General features: G+C 53.6%; 16 protein-coding genes. 6 read left to right on the top strand and 10 right to left on the bottom strand.

Annotated elements, in window-relative coordinates; all coding sequences use genetic code 11:
- Nucleotides 1-68: 68 nt before the first annotated feature.
- Both rnt and pyrC read right to left on the bottom strand, forming a co-directional pair.
- Nucleotides 69-749 carry a ribonuclease T gene (gene rnt, locus QWJ10_RS19095; RefSeq protein WP_019365390.1) on the bottom strand — a complete coding sequence of 227 codons (681 nt, stop codon included), beginning with the start codon at nucleotides 747-749 and terminating at the stop codon, nucleotides 69-71.
- Nucleotides 746-1,789 carry a dihydroorotase gene (gene pyrC, locus QWJ10_RS19100; RefSeq protein ID WP_197873242.1) on the bottom strand — a complete coding sequence of 348 codons (1,044 nt, stop codon included), beginning with the start codon at nucleotides 1,787-1,789 and terminating at the stop codon, nucleotides 746-748. Before pyrC ends, rnt begins: the two co-directional genes overlap by 4 nt.
- A 244-nt stretch (nucleotides 1,790-2,033) precedes the next feature.
- Between pyrC and QWJ10_RS19105 the strand changes: the two genes are divergently transcribed.
- Both QWJ10_RS19105 and QWJ10_RS19110 read left to right on the top strand, forming a co-directional pair.
- Nucleotides 2,034-2,984, top strand: coding sequence for an OmpA family protein (locus tag QWJ10_RS19105; protein WP_073450678.1), 951 nt, complete (start codon nucleotides 2,034-2,036; stop codon nucleotides 2,982-2,984).
- A 109-nt stretch (nucleotides 2,985-3,093) separates the two neighbouring features.
- A complete protein-coding gene (locus tag QWJ10_RS19110; protein WP_019365393.1) occupies nucleotides 3,094-4,311 on the top strand; it encodes an argininosuccinate synthase in 1,218 nt (405 codons plus the stop codon).
- A gap of 98 nt (nucleotides 4,312-4,409) precedes the next feature.
- Here the strand turns inward: QWJ10_RS19110 and QWJ10_RS19115 are convergent, their stop codons facing one another.
- The 7 genes from QWJ10_RS19115 to metG form a co-directional block, all read right to left on the bottom strand.
- Nucleotides 4,410-4,589 (bottom strand): PA3496 family putative envelope integrity protein, encoded by a 180-nt coding sequence (locus tag QWJ10_RS19115; protein WP_010797819.1) that lies wholly within the window; start codon nucleotides 4,587-4,589, stop codon nucleotides 4,410-4,412.
- Between the two features lie 144 nt (nucleotides 4,590-4,733).
- Nucleotides 4,734-5,372, bottom strand: a complete 639-nt coding sequence (gene nth / locus QWJ10_RS19120; RefSeq protein WP_289929027.1) for an endonuclease III — start codon at nucleotides 5,370-5,372, stop codon at nucleotides 4,734-4,736.
- A 44-nt stretch (nucleotides 5,373-5,416) separates the two neighbouring features.
- A complete protein-coding gene (locus tag QWJ10_RS19125) occupies nucleotides 5,417-6,796 on the bottom strand; it encodes an RnfABCDGE type electron transport complex subunit B (protein WP_289929028.1) in 1,380 nt (459 codons plus the stop codon).
- A gap of 140 nt (nucleotides 6,797-6,936) precedes the next feature.
- Nucleotides 6,937-7,719, bottom strand: a complete 783-nt coding sequence (locus tag QWJ10_RS19130; protein WP_289929030.1) for an ABC transporter ATP-binding protein — start codon at nucleotides 7,717-7,719, stop codon at nucleotides 6,937-6,939.
- The gene (locus QWJ10_RS19135; protein ID WP_125887843.1) at nucleotides 7,719-8,792 is read right to left on the bottom strand and encodes an iron ABC transporter permease; all 1,074 of its coding nucleotides are present in this window, start codon (nucleotides 8,790-8,792) and stop codon (nucleotides 7,719-7,721) included. Before QWJ10_RS19135 ends, QWJ10_RS19130 begins: the two co-directional genes overlap by 1 nt.
- On the bottom strand, nucleotides 8,789-9,937 hold the full coding sequence (locus tag QWJ10_RS19140; protein WP_289929035.1) for an ABC transporter substrate-binding protein: 1,149 nt from the start codon (nucleotides 9,935-9,937) through the stop codon (nucleotides 8,789-8,791). Before QWJ10_RS19140 ends, QWJ10_RS19135 begins: the two co-directional genes overlap by 4 nt.
- A gap of 132 nt (nucleotides 9,938-10,069) precedes the next feature.
- Nucleotides 10,070-12,115 carry a methionine--tRNA ligase gene (gene metG, locus QWJ10_RS19145; RefSeq protein WP_289929037.1) on the bottom strand — a complete coding sequence of 682 codons (2,046 nt, stop codon included), beginning with the start codon at nucleotides 12,113-12,115 and terminating at the stop codon, nucleotides 10,070-10,072.
- Between the two features lie 162 nt (nucleotides 12,116-12,277).
- On the opposite strand from metG, the gene apbC reads away from it, so the two are divergent.
- The 4 genes from apbC (at nucleotide 12,278) to QWJ10_RS19165 (ending at nucleotide 16,153) form a co-directional block, all read left to right on the top strand.
- The gene (apbC, locus tag QWJ10_RS19150; protein ID WP_010797826.1) at nucleotides 12,278-13,372 is read left to right on the top strand and encodes an iron-sulfur cluster carrier protein ApbC; all 1,095 of its coding nucleotides are present in this window, start codon (nucleotides 12,278-12,280) and stop codon (nucleotides 13,370-13,372) included.
- Nucleotides 13,373-13,497: 125 nt separating this feature from the next.
- Nucleotides 13,498-14,064, top strand: coding sequence for a dCTP deaminase (gene dcd / locus QWJ10_RS19155; RefSeq protein WP_010797827.1), 567 nt, complete (start codon nucleotides 13,498-13,500; stop codon nucleotides 14,062-14,064).
- Between the two features lie 256 nt (nucleotides 14,065-14,320).
- The gene (locus tag QWJ10_RS19160; RefSeq protein ID WP_019365402.1) at nucleotides 14,321-15,250 is read left to right on the top strand and encodes a chemotaxis protein CheV; all 930 of its coding nucleotides are present in this window, start codon (nucleotides 14,321-14,323) and stop codon (nucleotides 15,248-15,250) included.
- A gap of 96 nt (nucleotides 15,251-15,346) precedes the next feature.
- Complete coding sequence (locus tag QWJ10_RS19165; protein ID WP_289929043.1) at nucleotides 15,347-16,153, top strand: MOSC domain-containing protein; 807 nt, start codon at nucleotides 15,347-15,349, stop codon at nucleotides 16,151-16,153.
- 43 nt (nucleotides 16,154-16,196) lie between these two features.
- On the opposite strand, the gene rapA is transcribed toward QWJ10_RS19165, so the two are convergent.
- On the bottom strand, nucleotides 16,197-19,019 hold the full coding sequence (rapA, locus tag QWJ10_RS19170; protein ID WP_289929044.1) for an RNA polymerase-associated protein RapA: 2,823 nt from the start codon (nucleotides 19,017-19,019) through the stop codon (nucleotides 16,197-16,199).
- Nucleotides 19,020-19,077: the final 58 nt, after the last annotated feature.

Genomic DNA, 19,077 nt, shown 5'->3' on the forward strand with positions numbered 1-19,077 from the left:
TGTCAAAGCGTTATAGGAGGGAATGTTATTAACCTGCCGAGCGGCACAATGGCCGCTCGGCAAAAGGTTTATTCAGGGTCCATCCAGCCGCCCAGCTCACGCCAGCGATTGACGATACCGCAGAACAGATCGGCCGTTTTTTCCGTGTCATAACGGGCAGAGTGCGCTTCCCTATTATCAAACTCGATTCCAGCGCTTTGGCAGGCTTTGGCTAGTACCGTTTGCCCATAAGCCAGTCCGGCTAATGTAGCCGTGTCAAAGCTTGAGAAGGGGTGAAAGGGGTTTCGTTTGATACCACAGCGCAAGACCGCAGCGTTGAGAAACGCAAGATCAAAGCTACTGTTATGACCTACCAAAATGGCTCGCTTGCAACCGTTGGCTTTCAAAGATTTACGCACCCCACGGAAGATCTCCGTAAGGGCATGTTCTTCCTTGACGGCCATCCTCAGCGGGTGATCAAGCTTGATGCCAGTAAACTCGAGCGCGGCAGGTTCTACATTGGCCCCTTCGAATGGCTCGACCCGAAAGAAATGGGTGTGCTCAGGGAAGAGAAAACCTTTCTCATCCATCCCAATGACAGTAGCGGCTATTTCCAATAGCGCATCGGTGGCCGCATTGAAGCCACCGGTTTCTACGTCCACGACTACAGGTAGATAGCCACGAAAGCGTCGGGCCATTGGAATACGCGAGTCGGACATTGGCGCGGTGTTTTCCATTTCTTCCGCGAACAGTTCTTCATCATCACTCATGCAGAGGTCTCCAGACGCCAACGCAACGTTTCTCCGGCACGCAGCGGCACAACTTCAAAATCGCCAAAAGGCAGGGAGCTAGGTGCTTTCCACTCTTCACGCACCAGCGTTACGGTATCGGTATTATGCGGAAGGCCATAAAAGTCGGCGCCAAACAGGCTGGCGAAGCCCTCTAATTTATCCAGCGCGTCACGGCTTTCGAAGGCTTCGGCATACAGCTCAAGTGCTGCATAGGCGGTATAGCAGCCAGCGCAGCCGCATGCAGACTCCTTGGCGTGTTTGGGGTGTGGTGCTGAGTCCGTACCCAGAAAGAACTTTGGACTTCCGCTGACAGCGGCATCCAGTAGCGCTTCCTGATGCGTGTTGCGTTTGAGGATAGGTAGACAAAAAAAGTGCGGGCGGATGCCGCCAACCAGCATGTGATTACGATTATAGAGCAGATGATGCGCGGTGATGGTGGCGGCTACGTTCGCCGACGCATCACGTACGAATTGTGCTGCATCGCCTGTCGTGATGTGTTCAAGCACGACCCGAAGCGCGGGGAAGCGTCTGACGATGACGCTAAGCTGCTCGTCGATAAAGCGCTTTTCACGGTCGAAAATGTCGACTTCTGAGCGTGTAACTTCGCCATGTACCAGCAGCGGCAGTCCTACCTCGGCCATCGTTTCCAATACCGGAAAGATATTGTCCAGCGAGGTGACCCCTGAGTCGGAATTTGTTGTGGCGCCAGCAGGGTAGAGCTTGACGGCATGTACGAAGCCGCTCGCCTTGGCAGCACGGATTTCGTCTGGTGTGGTGCGGTCAGTCAGGTACAGTACCATCAGCGGTTCGAAGCGGTTGGCGGCGGGGCGGGCAGCCAGAATACGTTCGCGATAAGCCGCGGCTTGTTCCGCATTGCGTACAGGTGGTACCAGGTTGGGCATGATGATGGCACGGGCAAAGGTGCGAGCAACATCGGCTACGGTTTGGCTCAAGGCCGCACCATCACGGAGGTGTATATGCCAGTCATCGGGACGGCGAAGCGTTATCCGGTCGGACATGCTGATTTCCAGGCGAACAAATGTGGGGAGAATGCTACCGGAAAAGGCGGACTCGGGCACGCCGCCCAGCCTAGAAGTATTTCAGAATAGCTGATCCATTGGGTGAAACAGGCAGAGTTGTTCTAAAGCAATGCCGCCTGCGTAGCGTAGGCGTACTATCCAGGTGCTGATTGTATTCAAGTTTTCTGGGTAATGAACCGATATCACAAGGGTAAGATTCTTCTATTGGATTCGGAGCCTCCCCGTGCGCCTTCGTTACTTGACCCTTCTACCGCTCCTGGCCAGCCTGCCGGCAATGGGCATCACATTCCAGGACCGCATTGAAAAAGCGGGATGGAAAGTGGAGGGCGATCAGTTTGAATGCCGGCTTTCTCAGGATGTTCCCCGCTTTGGTACGGGTGAGTTTGTTCGTCGTGCCGGAGAGCAACCTACCTTCAGGCTCAAAACATCTGAAAACTGGCTTTCCCAAGGCTCTGCGACGCTGCTGGCTGCCGCTACGCCATGGCAGCCGGGACGAGGTGATGAGTCGCTGGGTTCAATCAGAATTCAAAGTGGCAATACTCCGCTCAATACGAGCGAGAGTCAGGGGCGGCGCCTGCTGACCGGATTGATGGAAGGTCGCAGTCCATTGATCAAATCGCGTAGCCGTAATGGCGACCCGCTTGAGGTTCGTATTTTACCCGCGAGGTTTGAGTCGGCGTATCAGGATTTCCAGCTGTGTGCTGCCAAGCTTCTGCCAGTCAACTTTGATCAAATTCGTCACTCCCTGGTTGGCTTTCCCAAAGGGGGAAGTGATCTGGATGAAGTGGCACGTAACAAGCTGGACATCATTCTTCAGTATCTCAAAGCCGATCCCACTGTAAATCATGTAGTGATTTCTGGCTTTACCGATAATTCCGGTAATCGACTCGATAACCGCCAGGAATCGCGGCTGCGTGCAATGGCTGTCATGCAGTACCTGAAAGCCAGCGGCGTTCCTGAGGAGCAAATGGAAATTCGCTTTTTTGGAGAGCAGTATCCTTTGGTCGCCAATAACAGCAAGGCAAATCGAGCCAAGAACAGAAGGGTGTCGATGGTGTTTACCCGTGAGCCTGTAGCCTCTGACTCCAAGCCAGAGTCTTCTACGGCAGCGCCAGCCGACGCGCCGGCGGCCGTTCCAGCTACAGCTTCGCAAGGTGGTAAGCCAAGCAGTTAATAGCGTACCGGGTGTCGCCTAGGCAACTTCTTGTGTCGCGCCTCTATAAATAGCTCCGCTTGGCAAGTAGAATCATCTTCTTTCTAAGCAATGCGTGGGAGCGAGTGGCATGACGGACGTCAAGAAGGTAGTCCTGGCGTATTCGGGCGGCCTGGATACTTCGGTGATCCTCAAGTGGCTGCAGGATACCTATAACTGTGAAGTCGTAACATTTACAGCGGACCTTGGCCAAGGGGAAGAAGTGGAGCCCGCTCGCGCTAAAGCCAAGGCTTTAGGCGTCAAGGAAATCTTCATCGAAGACCTGCGTGAAGAATTCGTTCGTGATTTCGTTTATCCGATGTTCCGGGCGAATACGGTATACGAAGGCGAATACCTGCTAGGTACTTCCATTGCTCGTCCGCTTATCGCCAAGCGATTGATCGAAATTGCCAACGAAACGGGCGCTGATGCCATCTCCCACGGTGCAACCGGCAAGGGCAATGATCAGGTACGCTTCGAACTGGGAGCCTATGCGCTCAAGCCTGGCGTAAAGGTTATTGCACCCTGGCGTGAGTGGGATTTGTTGTCCCGCGAAAAGCTCATGGATTATGCAGAAAAGCACAATATCCCGATCGAGCGTCACGGCAAGAAAAAATCGCCTTATTCCATGGATGCTAACCTCCTACACATCTCTTATGAAGGTGGTGTGCTGGAAGACACATGGACTGAGCATGAGGAGGACATGTGGCGCTGGACCAAGTCGCCAGAGGCTGCTCCGGATCAGCCGACGTATATCGAATTGACTTACCGTGCTGGTGATATCGTGGCTATCGATGGCAAGGACATGACGCCTGCCCATGTGCTGGCTGAGCTCAATCGCATCGGTGGCGAAAACGGTATTGGCCGTCTGGATATCGTTGAGAACCGTTACGTGGGAATGAAGTCGCGTGGCTGCTATGAAACGCCTGGCGGCACCATTATGCTCAAGGCCCACCGAGCTATCGAGTCCATTACCCTGGATCGTGAAGTCGCCCACCTCAAGGATGAGCTCATGCCTCGCTATGCGAGCTTGATCTATACCGGCTATTGGTGGAGTCCCGAACGCCTGATGCTGCAGCAGATGATCGATGCTTCCCAGTCCAACGTAAACGGGGTCGTACGTCTGAAGTTGTATAAAGGCAACGTAATTGTCGTTGGACGTAAATCTGACGATTCCCTGTTTGATGCGAATATCGCTACGTTTGAAGAAGACGGTGGTGCTTACAACCAGGCTGATGCAGCAGGTTTCATCAAGCTCAATGCATTGCGTATGCGTATCGCCGCTAATAGCGGACGCAAATTGTTTTGAGTGATCTTGCCCCGGATCAATGCCTGGGCAGCCCTTCCGTCTGGAGGGGCTCTCGCTCTTAAACGCTAATAAAAAAAGCCCAACCGGGCTTTTTTTATTTACAGATCGAAATCGTATTCCGAGATCTGACGCTTCAAGCGACGCTCTTCAAGCATATTGTCTATTAAGCGGCGCTTGGTAAGGTTGGTTTTGCTGACAGGCACATCAGCAGCCTCAACGTCACCCTCGGTTTCTACGAAGTCATCATCAAGTTCGATATCACTTTTCTCGCTCGCCATGAGAAAACTCCTAGCATGAGGTGGTCAAGGAGCGGGTGCAGTTTGAGAGGACTACACAGCCCTTTTGGCGCACCTTATAGCGACAAAGTGATGAGTCGTAAAAAAGATTTTTTTAATCGATCAGCTTGAAAGTTACGGTACTTATTAATTATCTGATGTCTTGGCTTTGTATTCGCACAGGTCCTCAATGCGACAGCTCCCACAGCGGGGTTTTCGCGCCTGACACACGTAGCGCCCATGCAGAATCAACCAGTGGTGTGCATCCAGCAGATATTCCTTCGGAACCACCTTGAGAAGCTTTTGCTCCACCTCAACCACATTTTTTCCTGGAGCAAGATTGGTCCGGTTGCTGACACGGAAAATATGCGTATCAACGGCCATCGCAAACTGCCGAAACGCTGTATTTAAAATGACATTTGCAGTTTTACGACCTACGCCAGGAAGGGCTTCCAGTGCCTCACGTGTCTGTGGGACTTCACCGTTGTGCTGCTCGATCAAAATACGGCAGGTCTCGATAACGTTCTTGGCTTTTGTGTTATAGAAATTGATCGTATTGATGTATGCAGAAAGCCTATCTACACCAAGGGCATACAGAGTTTCCGGAGTGTTGGCCACTGGAAACAACTTTGCGGTTGCCTTATTGACCCCTTTATCGGTGGCTTGTGCCGATAGCATTACGGCAATCAGTAATTCGAAAGGCGTCGTGTAGGACAGCTCGGTCTTGGGATCAGGGTTGTCCTCGTGGAGACGACGAAAGATTTCCAGGCGTTTGGCGGCATTCATGGGAATAGTGGCTCGGCTTTCGCGGTATAAGGGCTAACGTATCATTACGATGCCAAATGCTCTGACAGTTTATTTTCAAGCTCGGTCAATCGGCCACGCACTTCCAACAAGACATTCTCGGAAGTGTCCCTGTCGCGTTCAAGGCGTTTTACTTCTGCCTTGGCATAAGCAATCTGCGTCTTAAGGGTCCGCGTTATAGGGTCGACAGGGCTTTTCTGTATCAGAGTATGCTCCGGCAGAGGTCTGTCTGAAGCCTTTTCAGCCATGTCCAAAGCGTTCTCAGCCTGATGAAGCATTTGGCGCAGTTGCGAAAGCTCCTCTTGAGGCGCACCGTTACGCTCTGCCGAGAGAAACGCGGCACGGGCACTTACTAGACCCAACTTTGCCTGTTTCAATGCGTCCGGCGTCTTGGAGTGCGTCTGATCTTCAAGATTTGCCAGGGCTTGTGCAGCAGCGGCAGCTGAACCGTGAAGCATGCTCAGCTGCTCTTGCTGTTCCGGGGTTGGCTGTTGCCCGAATGCTTTCTCAGCTTTACTGAGTTGCGCTCGTGCCATGGCAGCATTGATTTTGGCTCGCTTTATTTCAACAGAAACATCAATCGGTTGGGCTTGGCTTGAAGGGCGGCTACCACTCAGCGCTTCATCCAGCGCTTGCTGAGCGGCTTCAGCGGCCTGCTTGAGCCATTTAACCTGATCTTCCAATTGTTGTGTAGCACGCTGAGCCAGCTGCTTTTCAGCCTTCTTGAGCGCCATTTGGGCTGTAGAGGCATCGATCTTGAGTTTTTTAAGTATTACGTCCGCATCAGTGGATGGATCTTTCTGAGCTTTAATGCGCGATATTGCTGCCTGGACAGGATCGACTGACGTGGCAGTTTGAACCGCCTCTGTCGACAATTGAGAGCGTGCCAGACGTGCATCTCGCTCGGCCTGTTTACGCTGCTCTTCACGCGCCAGACGTGCGTTGTGTGCGTCATAGCGTAAGCGGTAATGAGCCGCTTGCTGCCGTTGCTGTTCGTGAGAAGGTTGTACAGGTAGCGGGTTCAGGTCGATGCAGTCGACAGGGCAAGGCGCAATGCACAGTTCACATCCGGTACATTCAGCCGCCATGACCGTGTGCATCAGCTTTGCTGCGCCTACGATGGCATCTACCGGGCAAGCCTTTAAGCATTTGGTACAGCCAATGCACTCTGCCTCACGAATGAACGCTACCTGAGCAGGTGTAGGCGGGTAGGGTGAGTCCAAAGGCGTGGCCTCGACGCCCAGCAGCACGGCCAGATCATGAATGGTTTCATCCCCACCGGGAGGACATTTGTTAATGGCTTCGCCCGCCGCAATGGAAGTGGCATAAGGGAGACAGCCAGGATGGCCACATTTACCGCACTGGGTTTGCGGTAGAAGCGCGTCGATTGCATGTATCAGGCTCATGCACATACATCCAGTGACGTGCGCATGGCGCCAAAAACAACTTCAAGCATGGTCAGCAGATAAAGCGAATAGCCAGACAGGGGCGTATTATCCGGGATATGGCCACGAATGAACACCTGCCGCTGGCCAGCGGCAGGTTGCTAGATCAACGAGGCACTATGGAGGCCATCGATCAGGACTTGCGGTCGCCCTTTGGAGCAAGACTCAATCCGTGCGCGAACTCCATAAACTTCTGCCAGACTATCTGCATCGATCACGCTCTGTGGAGTGCCGTGAGCCGCCAAGCGTCCATTCTTGAGCATGACAATATGGTCGGTTTGTCTCAAGGCGATGTTGATATCGTGCAACACGATAAGGGTAACCATATCGCGCTGACGTGTTTCCTGGGCTATCACGTCCATCACATGAAACTGGAAGTTCAGATCGAGTGCGCTCAGGGGCTCATCAAGTAAAAGCAGTGTCGGTCTGCGGATCAGGGCCTGTGCCAAGCCTACCAACTGTTTTTGCCCACCAGAGAGCTGGTCAAGGTAGTGCATACCCAGGTGTTCGATCTCAAGGCGCCTAAGCAGGGTAAGCGCGTCCTCAGTGTCTTTGGCATGCGGCTGCCCAGAGGCACGGCGTGCAACCAGAAGCGACTCGAAAACACGCAGATGGACGCTGGCAGGCAATGTCTGGGGAAGATAGACCACTTTCTCCGCGCGTTTGGCAAAGCTCAGACTGGTAAGCGCCTCTTCGTCCAGTGTGATGGTGCCTTTGGCTGGCGTCAGGCCAGCGATGGCCTTGAGTAAAGTTGACTTGCCGCTTCCGTTGGGGCCGAGCAAGGCGGTTACTTTGCCATGCGTAATGCCATTAAGAGTAAGGTCATGAATGATCGTTTTTTTTCCATAGCCAACATTCAGCCCCTGCATGGATAACGCGTGCATTACAGGCCTCCCTTGTTACGCAGGACAACCGTGAGGAAAAAGGGAATACCCACAAGAGCCGTTACGATTCCAACCGGTATCAGCACGCCGGGGAGCAGGTTCTTGGATGCAACAGATGCAAGTGAAAGAATCAGCGCACCGGCCAAGGCGCTGGCAGGTAGATAGAACCGGTGGTCTTCGCCAAAGATCAGGCGAGAAATGTGCGGGCCTACCAAGCCAATGAAGCCGATGGTGCCTACAAACGCCACAGCCAGGGCGGTAAGAATACTAACTCTCAGCAGGGTGCCTAGCCTTAAGCGCTTGACATTGATTCCAAAGCTGGCTGCACGATCCTCACCGAGTCGTAACGCTGTCAGCTGCCATGCCCGACGGAGCGACAAGGGAAGTGCGATGGCAAGTGCCAGCGCCAGAATGCCGAGCTTGAGCCAAGTAGCTCGGGCAAGGCTTCCCATGGTCCAGAAGACGAGCCCTGAAAGCGTATCTTCACTGGCAACAAATTGAACCAGCGATACTAGTGCCTGAAAGGTAAAGCCCAAGGCAATACCGAACAACACAATGGCGCTGGTGGTGGCTTGACGAAGCCGTGCGACAACGTCGAGTAGAAGGGTTGCTGCCAGAACAAACACAAAGGCGTTGATCGAGATAAGCCACTCGCTGGGTACACCCGGAATGCCCAGATTTAAAACAATGGCCAGGGCCGCTCCGAACGCGGCGGCGTGTGAAAGCCCTAGCGTGAAAGGGCTGGCCAGAGGGTTATTCAGTATTGTCTGCATTTCGGCGCCGGCAAGGCCTAACGCTGCGCCGACACAAACGGCCATGAGCGCTTGCGGGAGACGAATATTCCAGACAATAACCGCCTGACTAGGACTGACCGACTCGCGATGCACCAGGGTTTGCCAGAGATCACTGATGCTCAGGCCGGCCGGCCCGAGCGTGAAGTCCAGTAGTAATGAACAACCAATTGCGATTACGAAGATCGCCAGAATAAGGAGTCGCTTACTCAGGAGCGAGCGGTAATCGTTAGAGAGAGAGGCATCCAGGGCAGGATGCTCAATCGATTGCTTGGCGTTCATGGATTACTCTTGGCTTGCGTCCAGTAGGCGCCACGGATATCGACAGGAAGGAACTGATTGTTCAGTTCATCCAGCGTTTGCTTGGGGTCGACGTCCTTGAACGCGTCCGGGTAGAACCATTTGGCAAATGCCTCGATGGTCAAAATGTTGTAGGGCGAGTTATAGAAATTATGCCAGATGCCGTACGTACGACCTTCATGAACAGCTCTGAGCGGCGCGATTTCCTGACGCTTGAGCAGACCTTGCAGGCTGGCGGTCGCGGCATCATCCGTAACGCCTGTGCCTGACTTCAGGCCGTTGTCAGTGGAGCTCATGTCCCGAGTACCACTTGCAATGTAAATATCTGGATTAACACTCAGAAGGGTCTCGGCATTGATGTCGCCGATTACGCCAGGCAGCAGGGGAGCGGCCAGGTTGTTGCCTCCAGCCGCTTCGATAAACTCGCCAAAGTTGCCTTTACCGGCCGTATGGCAGCACGCTGCGCCAGGCCAGATACCTGCCAGCATTTCGATGAAGACATTGGGGCGTTTGTCGCTAGGGATGGTTGAGACGGTTTTCTGAATTCGATCCAGATGACGTTGATAGAACGCGATGTAATCTTCAGCCTGCTTTTCTCGATGCACAGCCTTGCCAAGTACACGCATGCTGGGAATGGTGTTTTGCATGGGGTGCTGACGGAAATCAATGAAAACAACCGGCACACCTGCAGCCTTTAGCTGCTCTACCAGCTCATTCTTGACGCCCGGGCCGTGGCCAGCAATCCCAAAGATTGCAATATCAGGCTTCAGGGAGATCGCTTTTTCATCGTTGACACTGGCTTCAGACGTTTTGCCAATAGTCGGGATCTTGTCGATTTGAGGATACTTGGCCTGATAGGTCGCGTAGCCCTGCTTGTCTACGGTACTGAGTTCACCTTGCCAGCCAACAATGCGGTCGAGTGGCTTGTCGCCTTCCAGTAGAGCCAGTGCATAAAGCATCCGTCCTTCGCCCAGAAGGATACGGTCAACCTTGGCAGGAATTTCTACCTGGCGGCCAGCGATATCAGTAATAGTCTCAGCATGAAGGCCGCTCGACATGATAGCAGCTAGAGAAAAGCTTGATAGAAGGCCAAGCCAGCGCTTGCCAGACAATATGGAATTAAACATTACTCTTCCCTGCAAATGAGATGCTTTATTATTAGGCGGCTAACAGCTTATGTTTTCAAGTCTCTTTGCAATATTTAGCCGTTATTGTTCAATCACTTATAAGAAAACGGCCGCTTATAGCGGCCGTTTTTATTATTTCACACGTTGACCTGGCAAGGCGCCAGCGTCTGGACTTAACAGGAAAATATCCTTCCCACCAGGACCGGCTGCCAGCACCATGCCTTCGGAAACACCAAAGCGCATCTTGCGGGGAGCCAGATTGGCAACATACAGAGTAAGGCGGCCTTCCAGCGTAGCGGGGTCATAGGCGCTCTTGATCCCAGAGAACACATTGCGCAGTTCGTCGCCAATATCCAACGTGAGTTGCAGAAGCTTGTCGGCTCCCGCTACCGCTTCAGCCTTGACGATACGTGCTACTCGCAGATCTACAGCGGAAAAGGCATCGAAGTCGATGGTTCCTGCAATAGGCTCCTTGGCCAGCTCACCATTATTGGAGGCCTGAGGCGCTGTAGTGCTGGCAGTCAGGTCTTCTTTTGATGCTTCGATCATCTCGGTCACTTTTGCAGATTCGATTCGTGTCATGAGGGGTGCAAACGGGTTTAGCTGATGATTCGCCAATGCCGTTGAAAGATCTTCCCAGCGCAGCGGAGCTATATTCAGGAACGTTTCGGCGGCCTCTGCGAGCTTGGGGAGTACGGGCTTGAGGAAGATGACCAGTTGACGGAAGAGATTGATGCCCAATGCGCAGATTGCCTGGACTTCATCCTGTTTACCTTCCTGCTTGGCCAATGCCCAAGGCGCTTTTTCAGCAATCCAGGCGTTAGCCTGGTCGGCCAGCGCCATGATTTCACGCATGGCGCGCCCAAATTCGCGACCTTCATAGGCTTCGGCGATGCTGGGAGCAGCGGTCTGAAATGCCTGCCAGAGTTCGGGTGCCGGGTTAGCCTCGATCAAGAGCCCGTTATTACCCTTGTGAATGAAGCCGGCACAGCGGCTGGCGATATTGACAACCTTGCCCACCAGATCGGAATTGACTTTCTGGACAAAATCTTCAAGGTTCAGGTCCAGATCATCTACACCGCGCCCCAGCTTGGCGGCATAGTAGTAACGCAGGTATTCAGGCGAGAGATGCTCAAGGTAAGTGCGAGCTTTAACGAAAGTGCCACGCGACTTGGACATCTTTTGGCCGTTGACTGTAACGTACCCGTGGACGTTGACAGCGGTAGGCTTTCGGTAGCCTGCACCCTCCAGCATGGCCGGCCAGAACAAGGCGTGGAAATTAACAATATCCTTGCCGATAAAGTGATAGAGCTCTGCGGTTGAGTCCTTGCCCCAGAATGTATCGAACTCAAGGCCTAGTTCCGGACGATGAGTGATCAGGTTCTGGAAGCTGGCCATATAGCCAATTGGAGCGTCCAGCCAGACATAAAAATACTTGCCAGGCGCATCAGGGATTTCGAAGCCAAAGTAAGGCGCGTCACGGCTAATGTCCCACTCCTGCAGACCAGCATCGAGCCATTCGGCAATCTTGTTGGCTACTGATTCCTGCAAGGCGCCGCCGCGCGTCCAGCTTTTGAGCATGGCGTCGAAGTCAGGTAGCTTGAAGAAAAAGTGTTGCGATTCCTTGAGAACAGGTGTCGCGCCGGAGATGGCTGACTTTGGATTGATCAGATCCGTTGGTTCATAGGTAGCGCCACACTTTTCGCAGTTATCACCATATTGATCCTCGGTGCCGCATTTAGGGCAGGTGCCCTTGATAAAGCGGTCAGCCAGGAACATGTTCTTGTCCGGGTCGAAGTACTGGGTCACTGCACGTGTAGCAATGTGGCCTGCATCCCGTAGCTTCAGATAGATCTGGCTTGCCAGCGCACGGTTCTCTTCCGAGTGCGTCGAATAGTAATTGTCGAAATCAATAAGAAAATCGGCGAAATCCGCCATGTGCTCGGTACGAACACCATCAATAAGCTGTTGAGGCGTAACGCCTTCACGTTCGGCGCGCAGCATGATGGCGGAGCCATGGGCATCATCGGCACAGACATAGATGCACTGGTTGCGGCGCAGTTTTTGATAGCGCACCCAGATGTCAGTCTGGATGTACTCCAGCATATGGCCAAGGTGAATCGAACCGTTGGCATAGGGGAGGGCGCTAGTGACAAGAATCTTCCGGGGTTCGGACATAGGGCTCGACTGTCAATTAAGGCTAAAAATAATTGAACACTATAAAGGCCGAACCGTTTTTTTTCACGCCTGGTCCAATAGCTGAGTATTCGGGTAGGTTTTATCCTGTCTGACCGGTAGCATAGTGACTACGATTACACCGTACCCTTGTTTGGAGCTGTTATGAGCGCACTTACCCGCGAAGTGGTAGAAGCCACTCTGCGCCAGTACACCGATCCCTACCTCAACCAGGACCTGGTCACCGCAGGTTGCCTGCGCGATGTCACACTTAACGGCGGGCACATCGTCGTTAGCATCGAACTAGGTTATGCGGCGGGACTGTTCAAGAATGGCATGGCACAGGTGCTCAAGAATTCGCTGGAAAACCTGCCAGGTGTGACCCAGGCGGATGTCCAGATCCAGTGTGTCATCAAGCCCCATGCGGCTCAGCCTCAGGTTGAGGCGATGTCGAACGTAAAGAATATTATTGCGGTCGCGTCTGGTAAGGGTGGGGTCGGCAAGTCCACGACTTCTGCCAACCTCGCGCTGGCCCTGGCACGTGAAGGGGCTCGAGTAGGTATCCTGGATGCCGACATCTACGGCCCCAGCCAGGGCATCATGTTTGGTTTGCCTGAAGGTACACGTCCCAAGATCCAGGATGAGAAGTGGTTCATTCCGCTGGTGGCACATGGGGTCGAGGTTATGTCCATGGCTTTCCTGACCGATGAGCGCACACCTGTAGTGTGGCGTGGTCCGATGGTGTCGGGCGCGCTGCTGCAGCTGATTACTCAGACCGCCTGGAATAATCTGGATTACCTTGTTATCGATATGCCGCCAGGCACGGGTGACATCCAGCTTACGCTGGCCCAGAAGGTTCCCGTAGCTGGTTCTGTCATCGTAACGACTCCGCAGGATCTGGCCCTTCTTGATGCCAAGAAGGGCGTTGAGATGTTCCGTAAGGTCAATATTCCAGTGTTGGGCGTAGTCGAGAATATGGCTGTGCACATCTGCTCGAATTGTGGTCATGCCGAGCATTTGTTTGGCGAGGGCGGCGGCAACAAGCTTGCCAGTCAGTATGGGGTTGATCTTCTAGCCTCTCTGCCGCTATCCATGGCTATTCGCGAGCAGGCGGACCAAGGACGTCCTACGGCCATTGCTGATCCAGACAGCCAGATCGCCATGATTTATCAGGATATGGCGCGTCATGTTGGCGCACGCATTGCCCAGAGTGGGAAAAAGGCTGCCATCATGCCCACCATCACGGTTTCGGACGACTGATGCTATTGACGAGCGAGGGACTGAATAGCGTTGGTCCTTCGCTTTCTCATGGTTTAGGTCTTTGATGAGTGCCGCCGTACCGGTAAGATGTGCGGTTATGTTTTTACCCCTGACAGGACAGTGCCATGAGCATCAAAGCAGATAAGTGGATTCGCCGCATGGCCCAGGAACACGGCATGATCGAGCCGTTCGTTGAGCGGCAGATGCGTGGGGAGGGAGCCGACCGGCTGATCTCTTTTGGCGTGTCCAGCTACGGTTACGATGTGCGCTGCGCTGATGAATTCAAAGTATTCACCAACATCCATTCAGCTACCGTCGACCCGAAGAATTTCGATGAAAAAAGCTTCGTCGATATCAAGGGAGATGTTTGCGTTATTCCGCCAAACTCCTTTGCGCTGGCGCGTACCGTCGAGTACTTCCGTATTCCTCGTAACGTATTGACCATCTGCCTTGGCAAAAGCACTTATGCCCGCTGTGGCATTATTGTGAATGTCACGCCGCTTGAGCCGGAGTGGGAAGGGCACGTAACACTGGAGTTCTCCAATACTACAAACCTGCCAGCTAAGATCTATGCTAACGAAGGCGTGGCTCAAATGCTGTTCCTGGAATCTGACGAGCCTTGCGAGGTGTCTTACAAGGATCGTGGTGGAAAGTATCAGGGGCAACGCGGTGTAACACTGCCGAAAGCCTGATTGACAATAGTGGCTGAAGCCGGGCGTGTCCCGGCTTTTTCATGCCTGCTGATCTAGCCAGTCTGCTCAACTGTATTAAGAGGCCGGTTAGGCGGAGGCATAATAAACGCTTTAAGTAGACCCTACTGCCTGCCGATACAGTAAGAGCCATACAGCCATCTGTCGTGGCTGAGCGGACGGGCTTTTACAGAGTTTCGCTTCAAGGTCCTTGCAAGATGGCCGATACCTAGGAAACGCTATTCTTAGGAGATTTGGCATGGCTAGCATTCTTGACTCTGTCGACCAGCGCACGCAGCTGGTAGGCGAGAACCGTCTGGAAATTCTGATGTTTCGTCTGTCCAGTCGGCAGATGTTTGCCATCAACGTGTTTAAGGTGCAGGAAGTGCTGCACCTGCCCAAACTGACTTTAATGCCCAAGCGTAATCCGATGGTCTGCGGTGTCATTCATCTGCGCGGACAAACACTGCCGGTTATTGACCTGGCATGTGCCATTGGCATGAGGCCGATTGTGCCTGATCAAAACAGCACGATTATCGTCACTGAGTACAACCGCACCGTCCAGGCGTTCCTGGTAGGAAGCGTGGATCGCATCATCAACCTTAACTGGGACAGCATCCAACCCCCCCCGGGTGGAGCCGGTCGTCAACATTATCTGACGGCTATTACCAAGTTTGAGGACAAGCTGATCGAAGTCATCGATGTAGAAAAAGTACTGGCTGAAATCGTGCCTTATAACGTCAAGGTCTCCCGCGAGCGCTTGGACGACTCGTTGCTAACCAAAGCGAAGTCACGTGAGATTATGTTGGTGGATGACTCCAGCACCGCGCTCAATCAGATGCACGACACGTTGACGCAGCTCGGTTTGACGTTCCATATCGCTACGGATGGTCTTAAGGCGTTGCAAAAGCTCAAGCAATGGGCCAAGGACGGGGTCAATGTCTCTGAAAAGCTGCTAATGCTTATTACAGACGCTGAAATGCCGGAGATGGATGGCTATCGTCTAACGACGGAGATCCGTCAGGATCCCCAGCTCAGTAGCCTTTACGTTGTACTTCATACCTCGCTGTCCGGTAGTTTCAACGAGGCGATGGTCAAGAAAGTAGGCTGCAACGCATTTCTGTCCAAGTTCCAGCCTGATTTGTTGGTTGAGGCGGTACGAACCCGATTGAGCCTGCTAGACCAATAAGTGTAGGTCCTGACGATAATTTTGTCCGTCAAGCCTGCACACAGGCACTGATCTTTTCTAGACTCACGGCTTCTTTGGTCGACAGGAAGCCGTGCCATGCTTCATCTCAGCGGACTTTATCGTTATCCCGTCAAATCTACTGCGCCTGAGCCTCTTGAACGTGCCGATATTGATTGCCTAGGCGTGGCGGGAGATCGGCGATGGATGGTGGTAGAGGCTTCGACAGGACGTTTCCTGACCCAGCGATTGTTACCCAACATGGGGCAGATTGTAGCCCGTTGGATCAGTAACGTTTGCCTCTCGCTTAATGCCCCTGGAATGCCAGCGCTTGAAGTTTCCGTTCCTCTGCCAGATGAGGCCCTGCAGGGCGTCACACTCTGGCGAGACACGTTCCAGGTTCCAGAGGCAGGAGAGGAAGCCAATGCCTGGTTAAGCACCTTCTTGGACAGACCTTGTCGCTTGGTGTACATGCCCGAAAGTCGGGCGCGTCAGGTTGATACTGCTTATGCCAGTCCTGGTGATTACGTTAATTTCGCAGATGGTTTTCCATTGCTACTGATTGGCCAAGCCTCTCTAGATGATCTGGCTCAGCGCGTGGGCCGGCCTTTGGATATGAGGCGGTTCAGACCTAATCTGGTCGTTGAAGGTAGCAAGGCTTACGCGGAGGATAAATGGACGCATATACGAATAGGGGAGGTTGAATTTCGTATTGTAAAGCCTTGCTCTCGGTGTGTACTGATTACTGTTGATCCGGTTACCAGCGTGCGCAGTCATGACCGGGAGCCTTTAGCAACACTGAAGACTTATAGAGAACATGAGGGCGCCGTTTACTTTGGGCAGAATCTGATCCAGCTTAATCCAGGCGCAGTGAATATCGGTATGCCTGTTGAGGTGTTGGCATAGCGCAGTGGAAATGAAAAGGCCCTTCTGAGAAGGGCCTTTGTCATCAACCAGCTACTAGAACCCGTATGGATTCAAGGCGTAGCGATGCTTTGTCCAAATGGGTAATACCTTCTTCACGCTGCTGACGCAGGGTGTCGATTTCAGTATCACGAACACTTGGGTTGACGGCTTGCAATGCCGTCAAGCGAGCCAGCTCCTCGTCCATGTTAGCAACGAAACGCTGACGTGCCAGTTCGACGCGCTCGTTATGACGAGGCAATACCTTGCCTTCGCCAGCCGCCACGAGTTTGCTCAAGGCGTCACGCTGGGCTTGAACAAACTTGTTGGCGCTTCCGCGTGGTACGCTTTCCAGCTGATCATTAAGCGTTTCGAACGAAACGCGTGCAGCCAGATCATTGCCGTTTGCATCCAGCAGGCAGCGAAGGGCAATAGGGGGCAGGAAGCGAGTCAACTGAAGTGAACGTGGGGCTACCGCCTCGCTGACGTAAAGCAGTTCAAGCAGTACTGTGCCAGGCTTGAGTGCCTTGTTCTTGATCAGCGCTACTGCCGTGTTGCCCATCGAGCCTGATAGCACAAGGTCCATGCCGCCCTGGACCATGGGGTGCTCCCAGGTAAGAAACTGCATGTCTTCGCGTGCCAGGGCCAGATCCCGGTCATAGGTAATCGTCACGCCTTCATCGTTACCCAGGGGGAAGCCTGCATCGAGCATTTTTTCGCTGGGCTTGAGGATGAGCGCATTATCGGAGTGGTCTTCGCTGTCGACGCCAAAGGCATCCAATAGCTTCTCCATATAGATCGGCAGTGCAAACTCGTCATCCTGTTCCAGGATCGCCTCCTGAAGCTCTTCACCTTCGCCGGAGCCACTGGAGTTAAGCTCAAGCAACCGATCGCGGCCTGTATGCAGCTCGGCTTCAAGTGCTTCACGTGTGCGGCGACCCTCTTCAAGCAGAGCTTGCCAGCTGTCTTCATCTCCACCAGGGAGCAGCGTGTTGAGCTGTTCACCGAAGCGCTGCTCTAGCGTATTGCCGGTAGGACAGGTTGACAGAAACGCATTCAGTGCATGGTGGTACCACTGGAACTTGCGCTCCTGTGCGCTACCTTCGAGGTAAGGAACATGCAGCTGAATAGTGTGGCGCTGACCGATCCGGTCCAAACGGCCGATTCGCTGTTCCAGCAAGTCAGGGTGCGCGGGTAGATCGAACAACACGAGATGATGGGCAAACTGGAAGTTGCGTCCTTCACTACCAATTTCAGAGCAGATCAGTACCTGCGCCCCAAATTCTTCGTCAGCGAAGTAGGCGGCAGCCCGGTCACGCTCAAGGATGCTCATCCGCTCATGGAAAACCGTGGCCGGAATACCCGAGCGCAGTCGCAAGGCGTCTTCCAAATCCAGTGCAGTCTCTGCATGTGCACAGATGACTAGAACCTTGAATTTTTTCAAGCTTTTGAGGGTTTCAATCAGCCACTCTACACGTGGGTCATGGCGCCACCAGCGATCGTTTTCATCCTCTGGAACATACAGTGTTTCAGGATACAGCGAGGCGCTGGCATTCATGTACTGATCCGGGAAGGGCAAGGCTGATGCATCCAGGTTTCGCTCTGGAAAGCCCAGCACTGCGGCGCGAGTATTACGGAAAAGAACCCGACCTGTCCCGTGACGGTCCAGCAGCTCACGAATAAGACGTGAGCGAGCCTCTTCATCACCAGCCGCAGCGGATGTAAGCAGCGTGTCGCCTTCCTCGCCCAGGAAGCCATGAATGGCAGCACGTGAAGCATCGCTCATCGTGCCGTGGTCCAGCAGCTCTTGAACAGCTTCGGCAACCGGGCGGTAATTGGCACTTTCATTACGGAATGCTTCAAGATCGTGGAAGCGATTAGGGTCCAGCAGGCGCAGGCGGGCAAAGTGGCTGTCTTGGCCAAGCTGTTCGGGCGTAGCGGTCAGAAGCAGGACGCCAGGGATGACTTCAGCCAGCTGCTCGACCAGAGCATATTCGGGGCTCACCTGTTCCGGGTGCCATACAAGGTGATGGGCTTCATCCACAACCATAAGGTCCCAGCCGGCTGCAAACGCGGCGTCCTGAGCGCGCTCATCACGCTTTAGCCAGTCCAAAGAGACCAAAGCAATCTGATTATCTTCAAAAGGATTGGTCGCGTCACTGGCGCGGAAGCGCTCTGAATCGAACAGGGCGACTTCCAGATTGAAGCGCCGGCGCATCTCTACCAGCCACTGATGCTGGAGGTTTTCAGGCACAAGAATCAGAATGCGACGCGCACGACCACTGAGCAGCTGGCGATGGATAACAAGACCTGCTTCGATCGTCTTGCCAAGGCCTACTTCGTCGGCCAAAAGGACACGTGGAGCAATACGGTCAGCTACACTACGGGCAATATGCAGCTGGTGTGGGATAGGTTGGGCTCGAGCGCCTGCCAGCCCCCAGAGTGGCGATTGTAAGAGACGACTGCTGTGTTCAAGTGTGTGGTAACGCAGGCTGAACCAGGAAAGCGGGTCGATTTGACCTGCGAAAAGACGATCACTTGCCAGACGGAACTGAATAAAGTTGGACAGTTCAGCCTCGGTCATCGTGCGAGGTTCGTTTTTGGCATTCAAACCGTGATAGGTGAGCAGGCCTTCGTTTTCTTCCACCTCACGAACGGTGAGTTTCCAGCCTTCAAAGTGGGTGATTTCATCACCTGGTGCGAAGCGTACGCGGGTCAAGGGTGCGTTGCGTTGAGCATACTGGCGTGTTTCTCCGGTAGCCGGATACAGTACGGTCAGAAGGCGTCCATCCTGTGCCAGGATGGTACCGAGCCCCAGCTCGGCTTCACTGTCACTGATCCAACGTTGCCCAGGTTGATACTGCGCCATGTAGTAGCTTCTCCCGCCCATTCAAAAAGCCGGTTATGTTAACGAATGCGCCCGCCGA

The organism is Pseudomonas sp. WAC2, assembly GCF_030403525.1.
GTDB lineage: Bacteria > Pseudomonadota > Gammaproteobacteria > Pseudomonadales > Pseudomonadaceae > Chryseomonas > Chryseomonas luteola.